The 14,155-nt window shown below is 39.3% G+C and carries 14 protein-coding genes; 8 read left to right on the plus strand and 6 right to left on the minus strand.

Annotation, left to right across the window (positions count from 1 at the left end):
- Nucleotides 1–175: 175 nt before the first annotated feature.
- Complete coding sequence (locus BUC07_RS12355; RefSeq protein ID WP_073169893.1) at nucleotides 176–1,795, plus strand: CotH family protein; 1,620 nt, start codon at nucleotides 176–178, stop codon at nucleotides 1,793–1,795.
- Nucleotides 1,795–2,442 carry a WbqC family protein gene (locus BUC07_RS12360; RefSeq protein ID WP_073169895.1) on the plus strand — a complete coding sequence of 216 codons (648 nt, stop codon included), beginning with the start codon at nucleotides 1,795–1,797 and terminating at the stop codon, nucleotides 2,440–2,442. Before BUC07_RS12355 ends, BUC07_RS12360 begins: the two co-directional genes overlap by 1 nt.
- Here the strand turns inward: BUC07_RS12360 and BUC07_RS12365 are convergent.
- On the minus strand, nucleotides 2,435–2,851 hold the full coding sequence (locus BUC07_RS12365) for an NUDIX domain-containing protein (protein WP_073169897.1): 417 nt from the start codon (nucleotides 2,849–2,851) through the stop codon (nucleotides 2,435–2,437). The two genes, BUC07_RS12360 and BUC07_RS12365, sit on opposite strands and share 8 nt — an antisense overlap.
- A gap of 87 nt (nucleotides 2,852–2,938) precedes the next feature.
- Nucleotides 2,939–3,739, minus strand: a complete 801-nt coding sequence (locus tag BUC07_RS12370) for a C40 family peptidase (RefSeq protein ID WP_073169899.1) — start codon at nucleotides 3,737–3,739, stop codon at nucleotides 2,939–2,941.
- 171 nt (nucleotides 3,740–3,910) lie between these two features.
- Between BUC07_RS12370 and BUC07_RS12375 the strand changes: the two genes are divergently transcribed.
- Nucleotides 3,911–6,004, plus strand: a complete 2,094-nt coding sequence (locus BUC07_RS12375; protein ID WP_073169901.1) for an HD family phosphohydrolase — start codon at nucleotides 3,911–3,913, stop codon at nucleotides 6,002–6,004.
- 39 nt (nucleotides 6,005–6,043) lie between these two features.
- Complete coding sequence (locus BUC07_RS12380; RefSeq protein WP_073169903.1) at nucleotides 6,044–7,492, plus strand: S41 family peptidase; 1,449 nt, start codon at nucleotides 6,044–6,046, stop codon at nucleotides 7,490–7,492.
- Nucleotides 7,493–7,552: 60 nt separating this feature from the next.
- Here the strand turns inward: BUC07_RS12380 and BUC07_RS12385 are convergent, their stop codons facing one another.
- Nucleotides 7,553–8,089 carry a zinc-binding dehydrogenase gene (locus tag BUC07_RS12385; RefSeq protein WP_217652691.1) on the minus strand — a complete coding sequence of 179 codons (537 nt, stop codon included), beginning with the start codon at nucleotides 8,087–8,089 and terminating at the stop codon, nucleotides 7,553–7,555.
- 372 nt (nucleotides 8,090–8,461) lie between these two features.
- On the opposite strand from BUC07_RS12385, the gene BUC07_RS12390 reads away from it, so the two are divergent.
- Complete coding sequence (locus BUC07_RS12390; protein WP_073169907.1) at nucleotides 8,462–8,974, plus strand: aminoacyl-tRNA deacylase; 513 nt, start codon at nucleotides 8,462–8,464, stop codon at nucleotides 8,972–8,974.
- Nucleotides 8,975–9,079: 105 nt separating this feature from the next.
- Nucleotides 9,080–9,307 (plus strand): hypothetical protein, encoded by a 228-nt coding sequence (locus BUC07_RS12395; RefSeq protein WP_073169909.1) that lies wholly within the window; start codon nucleotides 9,080–9,082, stop codon nucleotides 9,305–9,307.
- A 6-nt stretch (nucleotides 9,308–9,313) separates the two neighbouring features.
- On the opposite strand, the gene BUC07_RS12400 is transcribed toward BUC07_RS12395, so the two are convergent.
- The 3 genes from BUC07_RS12400 to BUC07_RS12410 all read right to left on the minus strand — a co-directional run bounded on the left by BUC07_RS12400 (nucleotide 9,314) and on the right by BUC07_RS12410 (nucleotide 11,676).
- Entirely contained in the window at nucleotides 9,314–10,675 is a 1,362-nt protein-coding gene (locus BUC07_RS12400; protein WP_073169911.1) for a sigma-54-dependent transcriptional regulator, read from the minus strand.
- Between the two features lie 127 nt (nucleotides 10,676–10,802).
- Nucleotides 10,803–11,003 carry a hypothetical protein gene (locus tag BUC07_RS12405; protein ID WP_073169913.1) on the minus strand — a complete coding sequence of 67 codons (201 nt, stop codon included), beginning with the start codon at nucleotides 11,001–11,003 and terminating at the stop codon, nucleotides 10,803–10,805.
- 19 nt (nucleotides 11,004–11,022) lie between these two features.
- Nucleotides 11,023–11,676, minus strand: a complete 654-nt coding sequence (locus BUC07_RS12410; RefSeq protein WP_073169916.1) for a redox-sensing transcriptional repressor Rex — start codon at nucleotides 11,674–11,676, stop codon at nucleotides 11,023–11,025.
- A 228-nt stretch (nucleotides 11,677–11,904) separates the two neighbouring features.
- Here BUC07_RS12410 and BUC07_RS12415 point away from each other — a divergent pair, with 228 nt between their 5' ends.
- Both BUC07_RS12415 and BUC07_RS12420 read left to right on the plus strand, forming a co-directional pair.
- Nucleotides 11,905–12,141, plus strand: a complete 237-nt coding sequence (locus tag BUC07_RS12415) for a 4a-hydroxytetrahydrobiopterin dehydratase (protein WP_073169918.1) — start codon at nucleotides 11,905–11,907, stop codon at nucleotides 12,139–12,141.
- 122 nt (nucleotides 12,142–12,263) lie between these two features.
- Nucleotides 12,264–13,994, plus strand: a complete 1,731-nt coding sequence (locus BUC07_RS12420) for a tetratricopeptide repeat protein (RefSeq protein WP_175552529.1) — start codon at nucleotides 12,264–12,266, stop codon at nucleotides 13,992–13,994.
- Nucleotides 13,995–14,155 lie beyond the last annotated feature (161 nt).

The raw sequence follows: 14,155 nt of genomic DNA on the forward strand, positions 1-14,155 counted from the left end.
GGCGAGTCTCAAAAGAAATCACAAAACTGTATTCAATTTGCATCCATAAAAATTATATTTTGGCCAGTCGTTTTAAAAAGCTTTGAATCTGCCGCCAATTTTATATTTTTGAATCATAATAGTAATAAAAAGACAAATTCCTTTAATAACTAAACCGTAAATAAATAGAGATTAGATGATCAGCCACTTTGTAAAATATATCCTCATTTTTCTGATTTTCGCACTGCATATTTTGTCGTTAAAAGCTCAGAATATCAGTAATTTTTCAACTGATTTGCCCTTGGTTATTATTGATACCCAGGGGAAAACCATTCCGGATGAGCCCAAAATATATGCCCGCATGAAAATCATCAACAACAGCAATGGGAAAAACCGTTTTACTGATTTTCCAAATGAATATAACGGGCATATTGGTATCGAAAAAAGGGGATCATCCTCCATCCATTACCCGCAAACACCTTACGGAATTGAAACCCGGGACGTTAACGGAGATAACCTGAACATTCCGTTGCTGGGCTTACCCGAAGAAAATGACTGGGTTTTGCTCTCCAACTACAATGACAAAACTTTTATGCGTAATATTTTGGGCTACAGGCTTTTTGAAAGTCTTGGCCATTATGCGCCACGTGCCCGTTTGGTTGAAGTAATAGTAAACAATGAATACCAGGGCATTTACGTTTTTGGTGAAAAAATTAAACGCGACAAAGACCGCGTGGATATTGCGAAACTTAAAGAAGACGACAATTCAGGCGAAGAACTTACAGGGGGATATATATTTAAAATTGACTACTACACATCATACGACAGCTGGCTTTCGCCGCATTCGCCCATGAATCATCCTGATTATAATGTGCACTTTGTTTACCACGATCCCAAATGGGATGAGCTGACCAGTCAGCAAAAAAATTACATTCGCAACTATGTTACGGCGTTTGAAAATAATTTATACGGTTCCGGCTTCGACAATCCGGTAAACGGCTACGTAAACTACATCGATACCGAAAGTTTTATCGATTATTTCATTGTAAGCGAAATTTCGCGCAATAATGATGGGTTCAAAAAAAGCCGCTACTTTCATAAAGATAAAAACGGGAAAATTACCGCCGGACCTGTTTGGGACTTCGACTGGGCCTGGAAAAACATTAATGAATGTTACATTTTTAAAGCAACTGACGGTTCCGGCTGGTCGTACAAAGTAAATAACTGCAACCCGGGGGTGAAATCTCCGGGATGGATGATTCGGCTTTTTTACGACGAAGCATTTAAAAATCAAACCAACTGCCGCTATTTTGAAAAACGTGCCACGGTTTTGTCGAACGAGCGGATTTTTGCTATGATTGACTCCATGTACCAGCTTGTGGAAAATGCCCAGGAACGGCATTTCCAAAAATGGGATATCCTTGGAAAAAATGTGGGTGCCTCCGAGATTGGCGAACAACCACTTACATACGAAGGCGAAATTGAAAAATTAAAAAACTGGATAACTACCCGCCTCAACTGGTTAGATAATAATATGATTGGTACCTGTTCTTCTACTGCATCTCCGGAATGGGCAGAAAACAGCGGGTACAAAATATATCCCAATCCAGCCACTTCGCAGGTTAACATTCAGGCAGCCGACCCCGTTTCCGGTCTGCAGGTTTACAATCTTTCCGGGAAATTGGTGCTTTCAAAAAATGAGTTGAATGCGCAGGTCATCCATATAGATGTTTCGCAGCTTGATGCGGGGATGTACTTGTTAAAACTGGTTGATAATAACGGCCAGGCTGCAACAGAAAAAATTGTGATTCAGTAATGGGGGCAACCGCGAAACACAACATACTGCTTTCAACGGCCTATTTCCCGTCTGTTCAGTATTTTTCAAAGTTTTTACAGTTTGAAAAAATTTACATTGAGCAGTTTGAAAATTTCAGCAAACAAACCTACCGAAACCGGTGTGAAATAATGGGTGCCAACGGAGTTATTCCACTGGTGGTTCCGGTGGTTAAAGGCCGCGGGAGGAAAATAAAAATCAGGGATTTGAAAATTTCGTACGATACCGACTGGCAGCGTAACCATTGGCGCACTATCTTTTCAGCGTATAACTCTTCCCCTTTTTTCGAATTCTACAAAGACGACATTTTCCCATTTTTTGCAAAACGGCATAAATATCTTTTCGATTTAAACCAGGAAGTGCTTGACACATTATGTGAATTACTTGAGTTGGATATTCCTTTGGATTTTACCGAAGATTTTGAAAAGGTTTCAGAAGATACGCTGAATTTCCGGGAGGCGCTTTCACCAAAAAAACAAAAGACTGTGCCCGATGCGAGTTTCAGCCCCAAACAATACACGCAGGTTTTTTCCGATAAATTTGGGTTTGTGCCCAATCTCAGCATTTTGGATTTGTTGTTTAACGAAGGGCCCAACAGTTATAACATTCTGGAAAATAGTATCAGCTAAAAAAATCACTTAAAATTTTTGAATGGTCGAAAGCCATGTCAGGAAGGTTATTTACAGGAAACCATTTTGCATGAGCGGCATCGTCGCTACCTTTTACTTTGGCTTTCTGGGAAATTTCAGTTGAATAAATCACAGAAATAGTCCGGTGCCTCGGATCGCGGTTAATGGCATCGTAGGTTTTAAATTGCTCCATACTCATCACTTCCAGCCCGGTTTCCTCCTTCAACTCTCGTTTGCAGGCCGTTTCCAGCAGTTCATCAATATTTACAAACCCACCGGGGAGCGCCCAATGTCCTTTAAAGGGTTCAATCCCGCGCTCGATGAGTAAAACCGACGTGCCATTTTCATCCTTAACAAAAACGATTGCATCAACCGTTAATGCTGGTCGTGGATATTTGTAACTGTACATATTAATTTTTAATTTTTCCTTCCGGTTTTCCAGTATTTTATAATCAGGAAAACTACAAAAACAAAAATGATAATGTATATGAATAGCTCAATCCGTTCCATCGGCATTAATTATTTTCTTCATTACACGCATTTTGTGGGTGTAACGTTTCAAATCGATGTTGAAAATACCGAATTGATCCACATTATCGATGCGCACTTTCCCTGAAGCATGAATGATTTTATTACGTTTCCAGATTATGCCCACATGCACAATATTTCCTTCTTCGTCGTCGAAAAAGGCAAGGTCGCCGGGTTGGGCTTCATCAACAAAGCTAAGGGCGCGGCCCAGTTTTACTTGCTCGCCGGCATCGCGCGGGATTTTCACGCCTGCCATTTTGTAAATTATTTGCGTAAATCCACTGCAGTCGATCCCAAAAGGCGAGCGGCCGCCCCACAAATATGGTGCATTGAAATATTTCAGTGCCTGCCGGATGAGTACTTCCCTGGGATTTTTCAGTTTCCCGTAAAAAACCTCACCGGAAGTTTTGTAAGTGTCTTTGCCCACCGAAAATTCTTTCAGGTAGGGCCTCCAAACCGGGAGTGTGCTGCCGGCTACCAGCATCAGGGTTTGTTCTTCGTTAACAGGAATTACATTTATGATGTCGCCCGAAACGGCAAATGGCCGGTTTTCCAGCTTTTTCAGCGAACGCAAGGGGAGAGGTGTAATCATTTTGCTGTCAATCCAGCCTTCATAACCATCATATGCTAAATTAACATAGCTCCATCCAACCATCTCTTCTTTAATTTCAAAATGTTCACCAAATAAAACCTGGGTAACCATTTCACTTTTCTCGGAAGGATCTTTTCTTACCGGAATAAGGCTTAAACTGGAAATGCCGTAGTTCATTCAATTAATTTCTTAATTTTATTTTGAAAAACTAAATTGCGCTCATTTTAATGAATGAACACAAAACTATGAAAAAAAATGGGTTGGTATCAAACCTTCCAAAATTGTTATTTTTAACTTTTAAACATTGCGTTGTTCTTTTTTAATGCATTTAGAGATTACACTATGATAATGGATAATTTTTTAAAAAAACTAAAAGGCTACACACGAATATTTTACTGGGTTTTTGTATTTGTGATGACAGCCGTTTTGCTCTACCTGGCCATGCCGGGTGATCTGAAATTTAAATATGAATACCAGAAAGGTTTCCCTTGGAAACACGAAAACCTGGTAGCTCCTTTTGATTTTGCTATTCTAAAAACCGACGAAGAAATCAACCGTGAAAAAGAAGAACAGCTTCAATCAGTTGTTCCCTATTTTTCGTTCGATACAACACTTGTCTCAATTCAAACCCAAAAATTAAAAAATAACTGGCAGACCCTTGTTCCTCCGGGAGACACTACCCTTGACGAAGCTGTTTTAAAACTCAGCCATGCTTTAAAGAGTTTTTATACATCCGGTATTTTGCCCCGTGCTCCCGAAACCTATAATGTGCTTTCCGGTGAAAAGGAACTGAAAAAACGGGTGGGTAATCTTGTAGTAAAAACACCATTGTCAAAAATCCATTCTGAAAAGACAGCTTATAATGCTATTCTGGACACAATAAGCCAGCTTGAAAATGAGTATCCCGGATTGGCGGAGCAATTGACCGAACTGGAAACAGAACAGTATATTTCTGCGAACCTGGAGTACGACGAGGTCACTACCCGCAAGGAGATGGAAGAAGTAACCCGGAATATTTCGACAACCCGGGGAATGGTGCAAACCGGGGAACGAATCATCCTTCAGGGTGAAATTGTTGACGATGAAAAGTTCCAGATTATGGAATCGTTAGAAGCCAGCTATGAAAATGAAAAAGGGCAGGGCATAAAAAGTTACATGGTGGAAATAGGAAAAGGTTCGCTTGTTTTGCTTTTCATGGGCCTGCTGTTTACGTTTATGTACATATACCGCCTCGATATTTTGCACCAGTTCAGCAAACTATCATTCATGTTGTTGTTTCTGGTAACCATTGTATTTTTTACCAATTTCATCAACACTTTTCCCAACCTGAGCATTTACCTTGTTCCGTTCGCCATTTTTCCCATCATAATCCGCACATTTTTCGATTCGCGAACCGCAATTTTCACACTGCTTATTGCAACCATTCTCACCGGTTTTTACGCTCCCAATAATTATGAGTTTGTGCTCATGCAGTTTTCGGCCGGTGTAGTTGCAGTGTTCAGCCTTAACAAAATGCACCGCAGGGTTCATCTTGTTATGGCAGCTTTTTGGGTGTTTCTAACTTATGCAATTATTTATACCGCCCTGCATGTTATTTATGAAGGAAACCTGGCATCGTACAATTTCAAAATGCTCCAGTGGTTTGCCCTCAGCAGTGTGCTTCTTTTGCTGGTTTATCCACTCATCTTTATTTTCGAGAAAATGTTCGGTTTTGTATCCGACGTTACACTTATTGAACTGGCTGACACCAACCAGCCGCTGCTGCGGAAAATGGCCGAAGAAGCGCCCGGTACATTTCAACATTCCATGCAAATTGCCAATTTAAGCGAAGAGATAATCCTGAAAATTGGCGGAAATCCATTTCTGATACGCGCCGGCGCATTGTACCACGACATTGGAAAAATTGCCACCCCCGAATTCTTTATTGAAAACCAGGTTGTGGGAATTAATCCTCACGATAAAATGAATTATCAGAAAAGTGCCGAAATAATTATTGACCATGTTAAAAAAGGGGTAAAAATGGCCAAAAAGCACAAGTTGCCGTTGTCGCTTGTTGAGTTTATTGCCACCCACCACGGCACCACAAAAGCCCAGTATTTTTACCTGAAACATCAGGAAGAAAATCCGGATAAAAAAGTTGACAACGGCGCGTTTATTTATCCCGGTCCACTTCCCCGCTCAAAAGAAGCAGCTGTGGTAATGATTGTTGACGGGATAGAGGCAGCCTCGCGCAGCTTAAAAGAAAAAACAAAAGAAAATATCCAGGAACTGGTCAATAATATGGTTGATCAGAAAATAAAGAACAAGCAGCTGGAAGACTCAGATTTAACGTTTAGGGATATTAAGATTATTAAAGAGACGTTGCTGAATAAACTGATGAATATTTATCATGTCAGAATAGAATATCCAAAGGAGAAAAATGATGAAACAACAGTAAAATAATTTGTTATTTTTGTAGTGAAATTGAAATAAAAAAGTTGGATGAGAACAATTAATAAATGGATGGTTTTAGCACTGCTAATTGTGGCAGTGGTTGCAGGATGCAAAGAAGATCCGATTCCTGACCCGGGTAACGGCGATGATAACGATAAAGAGGATAAACAGGAGGCACCCGAATTGACACAAAAGATAAATGAGTTTGTTGAATCTGCAATGAACGATGTTTACCTTTGGTACGATGAAATACCCGAAATTGATATCCGGTATGAATTTGAGCCGGAAGCCTATTTTGAGAAATTAATTTATAGTGAGGATAAATGGTCGTATATTACTGACGACGTGGATGCACTTCTCAACAGTTTTGAAGGGAAAGAAAAATCGTTTGGGTATTCACTGGCGTTCGGATCATTTTCAAACACAGGTGATTATTTTGCAATAGTTGAATATGTTTACCCCAACACTCCGGCATTTGAGGCAGGTTTGAAAAGGGGCGACATTTTAATGGAACTCAACAACGGTGTAATAACTGATGAAAACTACATGGATTTGTTAAGCGGCAGCAGTATTTCGGTTACGCTTGGTGTGCTGGGTGAGCAAGGCATTTCCCCGGGAGAAACCGTATCCATGAGCTCAAAAGATTTGAACCTGAATCCTGTAGTAATTACCGATATCGTAGAACACGAAGGTTCCAAAATCGGATACCTCTTTTATGCCCAATACATTTCGGAATATAACAGCAGTCTCGATACCGCATTGCAATTTTTCCTCGACGAGCAAATTACTGATTTGGTTATCGATTTACGTTATAACCCGGGAGGCGTAACCACGGCAGCCCAGCATCTTTGCAGCTCAATTGCTCCCTTGTCAACAGTAAACGGGGAAGAACCCCTGGTTACTTTTCAATGGAATGATAAATACCAAAGCTACTGGAAATCAAAAAACATAACAGACCAGCTTGAGATTCCGTTTGTTGACACCACAGCAGTGAAAATGGGCTTAAACAGAGTTTATTTTTTAACCGGCAGTGGAACAGCTTCTGCTTCTGAATTAACAATCGCCGGACTGGAACCATACATGGATGTTACTACAATTGGTAATTCTACGTATGGGAAATACACAGGATCAATAACAGTTACACCAGATTTTTACTACGAAAACGAAGATTATTACAACGAATTCGACAACTGGGGAATTCAGCCAATAGTTGTGCGCTATGCCAACTCCATGGGAGTTACTAATTTTAAAGATGGTTTTTCTCCCGACATCCCTGTTGATGATGAACTTTTTGATGCGGTTCCCCTTGGTGACAAGTCAGAACCTTTACTGAAAGCAGCACTTGAAGACATTACCGGAACACCGGTTGTCGCCATGAAAAAAGCTAAAGTAGTTGATATTCCTTATACTCTTTTCGATCGCGGTTTCTCAAAATATGATGCCAATAAACGGGAAATGCTAATTGACAATTTAGAAAGGGAGTTGTTGGGGAAATAACAGGGGATAAACGTATCCGTGGCTGAAATCCATCGACTTTATTTTTTAATCCCGGGGCGATTAAATTTTCAGCACTTTGGCACCTTTTATTTTCCGGTTTTTGATATCGAGCAGGGCTTCGTTTGCTTTTTCAAACGGATAGGTTGTAACATTCGGTTTAATAGGAATTTCGGAAGCTGTTTTCAGAAAATTTCTGACATCGTCGCCGGTAACATTGGCCACACTTTTTATCTCTTTTTCCATCCATAAATGTTTGGTATAATCAAATGTTTTAAGATGCTGGTCATCTATATTCTCTTTTCGTATAGCATTGATTACCAGTCGGCCGCCCGGTTTCAGAAACTCAAGTGCAGCAAGTACTGTTTTCCAAACCGGAGTGGTATCGATGATACAATTCAATTGCTGCGGTGGTTGTTCAGCAGAATCGCCAGCCCAGTCAGCACCCAGTTCCCGGGCAAATTCCCTTTCTTTTGGGTTCCGGGCAAAAACATATACTTTCGATTTAGGATACTTGTATTTTATAAGTTTCAGCACCAAATGTGCCGAAGCACCACAACCAGTTAAGCCGATAGTGTCCCCGTTATTTGCTCCACACAAAACTAATGACCGGTAACCTATTGCACCATCAATAACTCACCATCTTTCGGTTTGGGCTTTGGTTAATTTTTTAGGGAAAGTGTTTTGTTTTCTTTTGTTAGATCGCTGATTTTATCAATTACCCAGGCTTGCATAATAGTAATTTTGAGATTGCATTAAATTTACGGCTTGTGTGACTCATTTCCAAAAATGACGGGGAGCAATCTAATTTCCAAGTATTCACCTCTTCCTTTACCTTCGGGGTAAGTTTTAAATTGCTGCTCATGAAACATTTTTCATAAAATTCAGTAGAATATATCCCCGGTTAACAGAAGTTAAACAGGCTATTTGAAAGCGAATTGTAGTAATTTATAAACCATAAAACAGAAAAATATGCCGGTAAAAAAATTAAAAACATTTCTTGACGAAAAAAATGTCAAATATGTTTCCATAAAACATTCGAGTGCCTACACAGCACAGGAAATTGCTTCGTCTGTTCATGTTTCGGGAAAAGAATTTGCCAAGACAGTGATAATTAAAATTGGGGAGAAAATGGCAATGGCAGTTTTACCCGCGTCTTACCAGGTCGATTTTAAGCTGTTGAGTGAAGTATTTGGTAGTAAGAATGTTACATTGGCTTCTGAAGCCGAATTTAAATACCATTTCCCGGATTGCGAAGTTGGTGCCATGCCGCCGTTTGGTCACCTTTACGACATGGAGGTTTACGTGGCCGAGGTTTTTCGCGGGAATAATTACATTGCATTCAACGCCGGTTCGCATACCGAAATTATAAGGATGGCTTATGAAGACTTTGAACGGCTTGCCGAACCCAAAATCCTGAAGTTCTCCTGGAAAACGGTATCGCTTCCCAGAGATCCTTCTGAGAGGTGGGAGGAGGATTTGTAAAATCTCCTTTTGAAGAGTTTCCCAATACCCAAACACATTGCCACTTTTTGAACAATAGCAGCTTCCATTTGCTTTTTTAAGTAGAACGTAAATAAAAAGTAAAAAATGAAAAAAATACTGCTAAATATTGGATTTGTATTTTTACTGGTGCAAACTGCATTTGCTCAAACACCCGAGCATTACCCGCCAAATGAGCCCGAGCCAATCGATTTCAGTTTGCAGAATATTGTTTTATACATCATTTTACCACTGGTGCTCATTGTTGCATATTTTCTCTATCGGAAGAAAAAGCTTAAGGATGCAAAGAAAAAAGAGGAAGAAAAAAAATCCTGAAAATGTTTATTTGGTAATCTCAATTCCGTACTGTTTTATTTTGTTGTAGAGCGTTTTCCGGTCGATGTTCAAAATTTTTGCAGCCTTCGATTTATTATAATTTGCTTCAATCAACGCATTTGTAATCACCTCTTTTTCGGTAACCAAAGTAGCTTCCTTTAGTTGGGTAAACTCTTCCCGATTACTTGATTTGAACCTGTTGGTTTCTTTGTTCAGGCTGTTTAAGCGAATTTCGTCCGGTAAAACTTTGGGAACAATTAATTCCTCATTTGATAACAAAACTGCCCTGTTGATTACATTTTCCAGCTCACGTAAGTTTCCATGCCAGCTATATTCATAAAAAAGTTTTTCGGCCTCTTCATCAACGCCTTTAACCGATTTATTAAAAGCAACGTTTGCTTTGTCAATAAAAAACCGGGCAAACTCCATGATGTCTTCGCCACGGTCGCGCAAGGGGGGTAAACTAATCTTGAACCCGTTGAGGCGGTGAAAGAGATCTTCCCTGAAATTGTTGGCCTCAACCATTTTCCCCAAATCATCATTGGAAGCCGTAATTATTCTTACATCTACTTTAATAACTTTGTTATCGCCCACTTTATTGATGACCCTTTCCTGAAGTGCCCTCAGCAGTTTCACCTGGTTTTCGTAGGGCAGGTTGCCCACTTCATCCAGAAAAAGTGTACCTCCTTTTGCCTGTTCAAAATAACCAATTTTATCATTAATGGCACCTGTAAAAGCTCCTTTTATATGGCCAAACAATTCGCTGTTGGCCAGCTCCCTGGGAATAGCGCCGCAGTCAACTGCCACAAATGGTTTATCTTTTCGTTTACTGGCATAATGAATAGCCTTTGCAATATATTCTTTTCCCGAGCCGGTTTCACCTTCTATCAGAACAGTTAAATCGGTTGGGGCAACCACTTTTACGTGTTGCATTACTTTTTGAATTGAGTGGCTGTTGCCGGTAATGAAATTTTCACGAAATGTGGTGCTGGTTTCTCTCTCTTGTTTTGGCTCAAGGGCTTTATTAATAAGCTTGATTATTTCTTCGGGCTGAACTGGTTTGGTAACGTAATCGAAGGCTCCCGATTTAATGAGTTTCACTGCCATTTTTACTTCGGCATAGGCTGTCATGATAATAATCGGCAGCAGCGGCTTTTTTGATTTTATTGTTTGAAGGACCTCATAACCATCGGTTCCGGGAAGGCGAAAATCGCACAATACAATATCAAAATGATTTTTTTCAACCATTTTGATACCGGTTTTGCCTGAATAAGTGCCTTTTGCATCAAATTCTTTCTGCTGTAAATGATTGACGAGCAAGTCACACATGAAAGTATCATCGTCAATGACTAATACTTTTTTCTTCATAAAAATAAGGGCTGTTTATTTCAAATTTATGGTTGATAAAATTCAACCGGAGGCAAATAACTCCTTACCCCTTATACACAAAGATAAAATAAAATCTGAATTTAATTTTTGAGTACTAATTTCCTTGCTAAACTGTTTGCCAGCGCGTAGTCGATTTGTAATTATTCAAGTATTCTTCCACCTCATTTTCCTTGCTGTCCCCTGGAGAATTAAAATCAAGTTTGAGTTCATTTTTGCACTCCTGATTTTTATCATTTTCAGTGGAATTAAAGAAAAAATTCTTTATTGAAATTTCTAAGCAGTTCAGTAATTTTTTTACTTTCTTCATGGTTTTCTTTTTTTAATGGTTATTTATCTGAATCATTCAAGCGTCGCAGCAGAACAGCTGCATAAGAACTCATTGAAGTTGTTTGCACAATTACATCTTCGGGTAAATCGAGATTGGCAGAAGTGAAATTCCAGATTGCCCTAACGCCACAGTTTACCATATCTTCCGCAACATCCTGTGCTACATTGTTGGGAGTGGTAAGAATCCCGATTTTTACATTTAAGCGGCCCGAGAGAGTGAATAATTTATTGTAGTCAAGAATATGGATTCCTCCAACTGATTTTCCAATTTTGACTTCATCGGTATCGAAAGCTGCAATTATTTTCAGGCCCAGTTCCTGGTGCTCCTGATAAGCCATAAGCGCTGAGCCCAGATTACCAGCTCCAACCAGAAAAGCCTCGTTAATGCGGTTGAATCCCAAAAATTCTTCCAGGGCGTGTATAAGTTCGTAAGTATTGTAGCCCACTCTCGGTTTGCCTTTAATTCCGGTAACCGATAAATCTTTGACCACCTGGGTGGGGTCGCAGCTTAATTTTTTACCGATTGTTGGTGCTGAAATATTGAGTACACCTTCCTCTTTTTGTTGCTCAAGAAAATATAAATAGCCCGGTAATCGCTTCAGTGTGGGCTCCGAAACCTGTTTTTTTGTTTTATATTTTCTTGATTCATTCATTTTATAATGCGCTTTTGTTTATTTCTTATTTCACTTCAAATATAAGATAAATCAAATTAAAGAAAAAATTCTTTAATAACTTTTTCTTTTTGTTAACTGAAATTTAAAACAACAACATGAGACTTTAAAATAAGTTTCGACATTCCTGGCCAAAAACTGCGACGATATTTTTGAACACCGTCCCTCGTTTACCTGTTGTATTTACAGAACAAATTAAAATAGAAAATTATGAATAACTGGAAAACAGAAAATAAGTATTTGGAAAAGGAGTTTGAATTAAAAAATTTTGAAGAAGCTGTAGGTTTTGTAAATAAAATTCTACCACTCGCTGAAGAAGCGGACCACCACCCGGATATTTTACTTCATTCATACAAAAAAGTAAAAGTAATGCTCTTCACCCATTCGGAAGGAAAAATTACTGACAAGGATTATTCACTTGCCAAAAAAATTGATGAGTTAGCATAATCGGGTAGGGTGAAATTTATTTTTATTTTTATTCATTCCATATTTACCTGAAGGTTATCCTGATTGGTCAAAAAGTTTATTTTTGCAGGCTAAGTTTTACCATCAGGATGCTTTTTTTTAAAATGAATTTCATTCATCGTTGCTTATTAAAGTCGCTCTTGTCGCTTTGTTTTATCCATATCTCAGCCACATTAAGTGCCCGTTCGCCTGTTGAGGTCGATTCATTGACAAGTTTAATCAACAATGCCAAACAAATGATACCCCAAAATTTGGAGGCAGCCGACAGTTTAAGTGAAATAGTGCTTGAGAGAAGCCTCGTTAACCAGAATGATTCACTGACCGGACGCGCTTACTACCTGCTGGGAGTCATCAATTATTATAAAGGGAACCACCTGTTGTCATCCGGGTATTACAATAAAGGACTTGAAACCGAATTGGCAGCCACTGACGAAGAATTTGCATCTGCCCTTTGGAACAACCTGGGGGTGAACCTGGAATATGAAAATGAATATGAAAAAGCAGTGGAAGCTTATTTAAAATCGCTGCAACTGGCCGAAAAGCTTGAAGATTCGTTAAGTATCCATCAGTCTTACATCAATATTGGGCTTTTATACATTTGGCTGACCCATTACAACCAAGCTGAAACCTACCTCGACAAAGCGCTGGATTATTTTAAAAGGTTGGAAGATGACAACCACGTTGGGCTGTGTTATCACAACCTGGCCATTCTTTACGATCGTTCCGGAAATTCAGAAAAAGCAGTTGAAACATACGACAAGTCCATTGATTTTTACCGGAAATCCGGGAACCAGATGGAACTTGCTTCGGCATCGCACGACAAAATCAATTTATTACTGGAAAAGAAAGCATTTGAAGCGGCAAAACAAGGGCTGGAAGAAGCAGTCCGTATTGCAGATAAACTTTCGAACCCCTACACAAGTGGGAATTTCAACGTTCTCCGGGGAAAATATTTATTTTATGCTGAAAAAGAGTACGAGAAAGCTGAAGAATATTTTCATGAAGCTATAACCCAGCTTGAAAGCAGCAATGCCCAAAAACAGCAAATTAATGCTTACTATATGCTGGCCAATTTGTATGCTGCAACCGGAAACAGGGATAAACACAGGCAGGTATTAGACAAACATAATGAGCTGTTGCAGCAAAATTTCAATGAAAAATCAAGTGAAAAAATTGCTGAAATGCGCACCCTGCACGAGGTGGAACAAAAAAATATGCAAATGCTGGCGCTGCAAAGACAGTCGGCACAGCAAAAAATGATTATTATTTTAGCGGTGGTTCTTCTGTTGCTGGCATTGGGGGCAATCGTGGTTATTTATTTTTTTAATCGGAAAATTCACAGAGAACACCGTGCTTTGTACAAGCGTAACATGGAATTGACAAAAATTATCGAACAAGAACAACAAGTAGCTCAGCAGAACCAATTTTATGAAGGAAACGAAATGAAAAAGGCCAGCCATATGTTTTTTGAGGAACTTTTTGAACAGATTAAAAAATACATTATTCAAAATAAGCGCTACCTCGATTCCGGACTGAAAGTTGCCGACATCGCATCTGAAGTGGGCACTAATGAGAAATACGTATCACAGGCCATTTCAATTGGGAGTAAAATCCATTTTAATGAATTTATCGCATTCTACCGGATTAACGAAGCTAAAAAATTGCTGTCATCCGACCATATCCAAACGCTAAGTATCAGCGATGTAGCTCTCAGGGCAGGTTTCAGTAACCAGTCAACCTTCCAGCGAAAGTTCAAGGAAATGACCGGGATGACACCTTATACCTTTAAAAGAATTGCCAGCGAGAAAGTGGTCTATTCAATAGAAGAAAATTGAAACTTTTCGGAATTTGCCCATTTTTTTCTGAAATAATCAAAAAAATAAATTCATTTTTGTCACCGGACGAACAACTAATTTTTAGGACGCGATTGAGCTGGTGATTTGCAAAAAAATCCTTGCCGGAACTGAATCTATATCTATCCATGATTTAGAAAATT

Origin of the sequence: Tangfeifania diversioriginum (genome assembly GCF_900141875.1) — a bacterium.
Classification (GTDB): Bacteria; Bacteroidota; Bacteroidia; order Bacteroidales; family Prolixibacteraceae; genus Tangfeifania; species Tangfeifania diversioriginum.

Coding starts and splice junctions, on each gene's coding strand:
- BUC07_RS12355 (WP_073169893.1), top strand. CDS start 176: ATGATCAGCCACTTTGTAAAATATATCCTCATTTTTCTGATTTTCGCA.
- BUC07_RS12360 (WP_073169895.1), top strand. CDS start 1,795: ATGGGGGCAACCGCGAAACACAACATACTGCTTTCAACGGCCTATTTC.
- BUC07_RS12365 (WP_073169897.1), bottom strand. CDS start 2,851: ATGTACAGTTACAAATATCCACGACCAGCATTAACGGTTGATGCAATC.
- BUC07_RS12370 (WP_073169899.1), bottom strand. CDS start 3,739: ATGAACTACGGCATTTCCAGTTTAAGCCTTATTCCGGTAAGAAAAGAT.
- BUC07_RS12375 (WP_073169901.1), top strand. CDS start 3,911: ATGGATAATTTTTTAAAAAAACTAAAAGGCTACACACGAATATTTTAC.
- BUC07_RS12380 (WP_073169903.1), top strand. CDS start 6,044: ATGAGAACAATTAATAAATGGATGGTTTTAGCACTGCTAATTGTGGCA.
- BUC07_RS12390 (WP_073169907.1), top strand. CDS start 8,462: ATGCCGGTAAAAAAATTAAAAACATTTCTTGACGAAAAAAATGTCAAA.
- BUC07_RS12395 (WP_073169909.1), top strand. CDS start 9,080: ATGAAAAAAATACTGCTAAATATTGGATTTGTATTTTTACTGGTGCAA.
- BUC07_RS12400 (WP_073169911.1), bottom strand. CDS start 10,675: ATGAAGAAAAAAGTATTAGTCATTGACGATGATACTTTCATGTGTGAC.
- BUC07_RS12405 (WP_073169913.1), bottom strand. CDS start 11,003: ATGAAGAAAGTAAAAAAATTACTGAACTGCTTAGAAATTTCAATAAAG.
- BUC07_RS12410 (WP_073169916.1), bottom strand. CDS start 11,676: ATGAATGAATCAAGAAAATATAAAACAAAAAAACAGGTTTCGGAGCCC.
- BUC07_RS12415 (WP_073169918.1), top strand. CDS start 11,905: ATGAATAACTGGAAAACAGAAAATAAGTATTTGGAAAAGGAGTTTGAA.
- BUC07_RS12420 (WP_175552529.1), top strand. CDS start 12,264: ATGAATTTCATTCATCGTTGCTTATTAAAGTCGCTCTTGTCGCTTTGT.